The sequence below is a fragment of the Arhodomonas sp. KWT genome, from assembly GCF_010993615.1.
Genome location: NZ_WNXE01000009.1, coordinates 1 through 3,867, shown reverse-complemented (window position 1 = coordinate 3,867; position 3,867 = coordinate 1). Strand labels below are relative to the sequence as shown.

4 protein-coding genes and 1 pseudogene are annotated in these 3,867 nt (G+C 68.4%); all 5 read right to left on the bottom strand.

The window, feature by feature from the left end; genetic code table 11:
- Nucleotides 1-750, bottom strand: a pseudogene (locus tag G7A99_RS03465) (SufD family Fe-S cluster assembly protein); the annotation flags it as partial.
- 9 nt (nucleotides 751-759) lie between these two features.
- Nucleotides 760-1,515: a Fe-S cluster assembly ATPase SufC gene (sufC, locus tag G7A99_RS03460; RefSeq protein ID WP_018718169.1), complete on the bottom strand. Its 756-nt coding sequence runs from the start codon at nucleotides 1,513-1,515 to the stop codon at nucleotides 760-762.
- 84 nt (nucleotides 1,516-1,599) lie between these two features.
- Entirely contained in the window at nucleotides 1,600-3,039 is a 1,440-nt protein-coding gene (gene sufB, locus G7A99_RS03455; protein WP_026321080.1) for a Fe-S cluster assembly protein SufB, read from the bottom strand.
- Complete coding sequence (locus G7A99_RS03450; RefSeq protein WP_163138883.1) at nucleotides 3,023-3,514, bottom strand: SUF system Fe-S cluster assembly regulator; 492 nt, start codon at nucleotides 3,512-3,514, stop codon at nucleotides 3,023-3,025. Before G7A99_RS03450 ends, sufB begins: the two co-directional genes overlap by 17 nt.
- 161 nt (nucleotides 3,515-3,675) lie before the next feature.
- On the bottom strand, nucleotides 3,676-3,867 hold a 192-nt coding region (locus G7A99_RS03445), incomplete at its 5' end, for an SHOCT domain-containing protein (protein ID WP_163138882.1).

The window sequence follows — 3,867 nt, the reverse complement described above, 5'->3', positions numbered from 1 at the left end:
GGCAGCGGCGACGTGGACCGTGCCCACGTGGAGATCGCCGTCGCCGGCCTCCTGCAGGCGGTAGCCGGTGACGATGGCGCCGTCCTCGGCGATGACCTCGGTGACCGGCGCGGTCAGCGTGTTGGCGCCGTCGGCACCGATGAAGTGCTCGATGAACCGCACCTCCGCGGCCGACTCCGCGTGCACCAGCACGCGGGGGTAGACGGCGCGGCCGTCGGCCTCGCCGGTGTCCACGTGCACCACGACCACCGGCCGCTCCACCGCCTGGCCGCGGGCAACGTGTACGAACGCGCCGTCGCGGAAGAAGGCGGTATTGAGCGCCGCGAACGGCTGCTCGGCGATGGGCGCACCGCTGCCGATACGATCGGTGACCGCCGCCGGGGCGTCGTCGCCGTACTCGGACAGCGGCGCCACGGTGAGCCCGCGGCCGGGTTCGCCGAGGTTCGACAGCCCGGTGTCCAGGGTGCCGTCGACGAAGACCAGCAGGTGCGCCTCGCCGGCGAGCTCGCCGACACGCCGCGCCAGCTCCGGCGATACCGAACCACCGCCGTCGGCGACCGGGAAGCTCTGCCCGGTCAGCGGCGCCAGCGGCGTCTTCCGCCAGGGCTCCTGCTTGGGGCCGGGCAGGCCGCGGGCCTCGAAGGCCTCGATGGCACGCCGACGCAGCGGCGCGAGCCAGGCCGGGCGGCCGTCGTCACCGGCATCGAAGGCCTGCCGGTAGACGCTCTGGGTTTCAGCCACTGCTTCCATGGGACCCCCTTACGCCGCCTCGTCGTCGAACAGCGCGTAGCCGGAGCGCTCGAGCTCCTCGGCCAGCTCCTTACCGCCGGTCTGCACGATCCGGCCGTTGACCAGCACGTGCACGGTGTCCGGCACGATGTGCTCGAGCAGCCGCTGGTAGTGGGTGATCACCAGGAAGCCGCGTTCGTCGTCGCGCATGGCGTTGACGCCGTCGGCGACCGTGCGCAGCGCGTCGATGTCGAGCCCGGAGTCGGTCTCGTCGAGGATCGCGAGCATGGGCTCGAGCACGGCCAGCTGGAAGACCTCGTTGCGCTTCTTCTCGCCGCCGGAGAAGCCCTCGTTGACCGGGCGCTGGAGCAGCGACTCGTCGAGCTTCACGGTCTTGGCGCGCTCGCGGATGAGCTGCAGGAACTCCATCGCGTCGAGCTCCTCCTGGCCGCGGTACTTGCGGATCGCGTTGAGCGCGGCCTTGAGGAAGTAGGTGTTGGACACGCCGGGGATCTCCACCGGGTACTGGAAGCCGAGGAAGATACCCTCCCGGGCGCGCTCCTCCGGCGCGAGCTCCAGAAGGTTGCGGCCACGGTAGCGGATCTCGCCGGCGGTGACCTCGTAACGCTCGTCACCGGCGAGCACCTTGGAGAGCGTGCTCTTGCCCGAGCCGTTCGGGCCCATGATGGCGTGCACCTTCCCCGGCTCGATGTCGAGGTCGATGCCCTTGAGGATCTCGGTGCCGTCCACCGAGGCGTGCAGGTTCCTGATCTCCAGCAGTGCCATGTCTGGCCTCCAGCGAATTCTTGCGGGTCCGGTTCGGCGGCGCGCCCTCGTCGCGGGGCGCTGCCACGGTGTCTCGTGCGCGGTTCAGCCCACGCTGTCCTCGAGGGTGACCTCGAGGAGCTTCTGCGCCTCCACGGCGAACTCCATGGGCAGGGTGCGGAACACCTCCTTGCAGAAGCCGTTGACGATCAGCGAGACGGCGTCCTCGGTGTCGATACCGCGCTGGTTGCAGTAGAACACCTGGTCGTCGCTGATCTTCGAGGTCGTCGCCTCGTGCTCCACCTGCGCGGTGGGGTTCTGCACGTCGATGTACGGGAAGGTATGCGCCCCGCAGGTCGAGCTCATCAGCATGGAGTCGCACTGCGAGTAGTTGCGCGCGCCCTGCGCCTTGGGCGTGATCCGCACCAGGCCACGGTAGCTCTGCTGGCCGTGGCCGGCGGAGATGCCCTTGGAGACGATGGTGCTGCGGGTGTTCCGCCCCATGTGGATCATCTTGGTGCCCGTGTCCGCCTGCTGGCGGTGGCGGGTCACGGCCACGGAGTAGAACTCGCCCACCGAGTCGTCGCCGCGAAGCACGCAGCTCGGGTACTTCCAGGTCACCGAGGAGCCGGTCTCCACCTGGGTCCACGAGATCTTGGAGCGGTCGCCGGCGCACAGGCCGCGCTTGGTGACGAAGTTGTAGATCCCGCCCTTGCCGTTCTCGTCGCCCGGGTACCAGTTCTGGACCGTGGAGTACTTGATCTGGGCGTCGTCCAGCGCCACCAGCTCGACCACCGCGGCATGGAGCTGGTTCTCGTCGCGCATGGGCGCGGTGCAGCCCTCGAGGTAGGAGACCGACGCCCCCTCCTCGGCCACGATGAGCGTGCGCTCGAACTGCCCGGTGTGGCCGGCGTTCATGCGGAAGTACGTGGACAGCTCCATCGGGCACTTCACGCCCTTGGGGATGAACACGAACGACCCGTCCGAGAACACCGCCGAGTTCAGCGCGGCGAAGAAGTTGTCGCCCTGGGGCACGACGGTACCGAGGTACTTGCGCACCAGCTCCGGATGTTCACGGATCGCCTCGGACATCGAGCAGAACACGATGCCGTGCTCGGCGAGCTTGTCCTTGTAGGTGGTGGCCACGGACACCGAGTCGAATACCGCGTCCACCGCTACGCCGGCGAGCATCTCGCGCTCGTGCATGGGGATGCCGAGCTTCTCGTAGGTCTCGAGCAGCTTCGGGTCCACCTCGTCCAGGCTCTCCGGGCGCTCCTTCGGCGCGGCATAGTACGAGATCGCCTGGAAGTCGATCGGCTCGAAGTTGACCTTCGCCCAGTCCGGCTCCGGCATCTGCTGCCACTGCCGGTAGGCCTCCAGGCGCCACTCCAGCATCCACTCCGGCTCCTCCTTCTTGGCGGAGATGAAGCGGATGATCTCCTCGTTCAGGCCCGGCGGTGCCGACTCCTGCTCGATGTCAGTGATGAAGCCCGCCTCGTAGCCGCGGGTGGTCACTTCTTCCAGGGTCTTAGACGTCGCTGACATAGCGGACTCCGGAAAACTCAATGGGAAATTCGTCACGGGCACCCGGCCCGGCGGTGCCAGGCATGTCGGGCTCCGGGGCACTCATCTCGGCGAGGGTGATGCACGAGAGCGCCTCGTGCACCACCCGGTTGATTCGGGTCCAGTTGCCGCTGACCGTACAGTAGTTGCTGTACTGGCAGGCCTCGACCCCTTCCTCCACACACTCGGTGAGCGAAATGGGGCCTTCCAGCGCGGCAATGATCTCCGCCACCGTGATCTCCTCCGGGCGCCGGGCGAGGCCGTAGCCACCCTTGGCACCACGGTACGAGACCAGGATGCCGGCCCGTGCCAGGTGCTTGAGGATCTTGCTGACCATCGGCTGCGGCAGCCCACGCCGGTCCGCGAGCGTCGCCGCGGTCACCCGCGCGTCGTCATCGCGTGCCAGCATCGACAGGATGCCGATGCCGTAGTCGGTTTCACGGTTAATTCGTATCATCGCAGTCCGGATTCTAACTCAAAACGGACTCTTTTGGTACAGATTAAACCGATGACCGGTCCAGCGGCTGGGACAGCCGCGGCGGGCGGACCTGGAGAAGGGGGCGGGAATGGCGGGGACGCCCCCGGACGGGGCGCCCCCGCAACGACAAGGCGGGCGCCTCAGAGGGTCTCGAGGACCTCCCGACGCTTGCGGCTGTACTCCTCATCGGTAATCAGGCCGTCCTCGTGGAGGGACTTCAGCAGCTTCAGCCGGTCCCGCGCGGTGCGCGACGGCGCCGCCGCCGGGGTATCGGCCGCCGCCGGCGCCGGCTGCTCCGCCGGATCGGTCCCGGCCTTCGCCCCGGCCTCGGG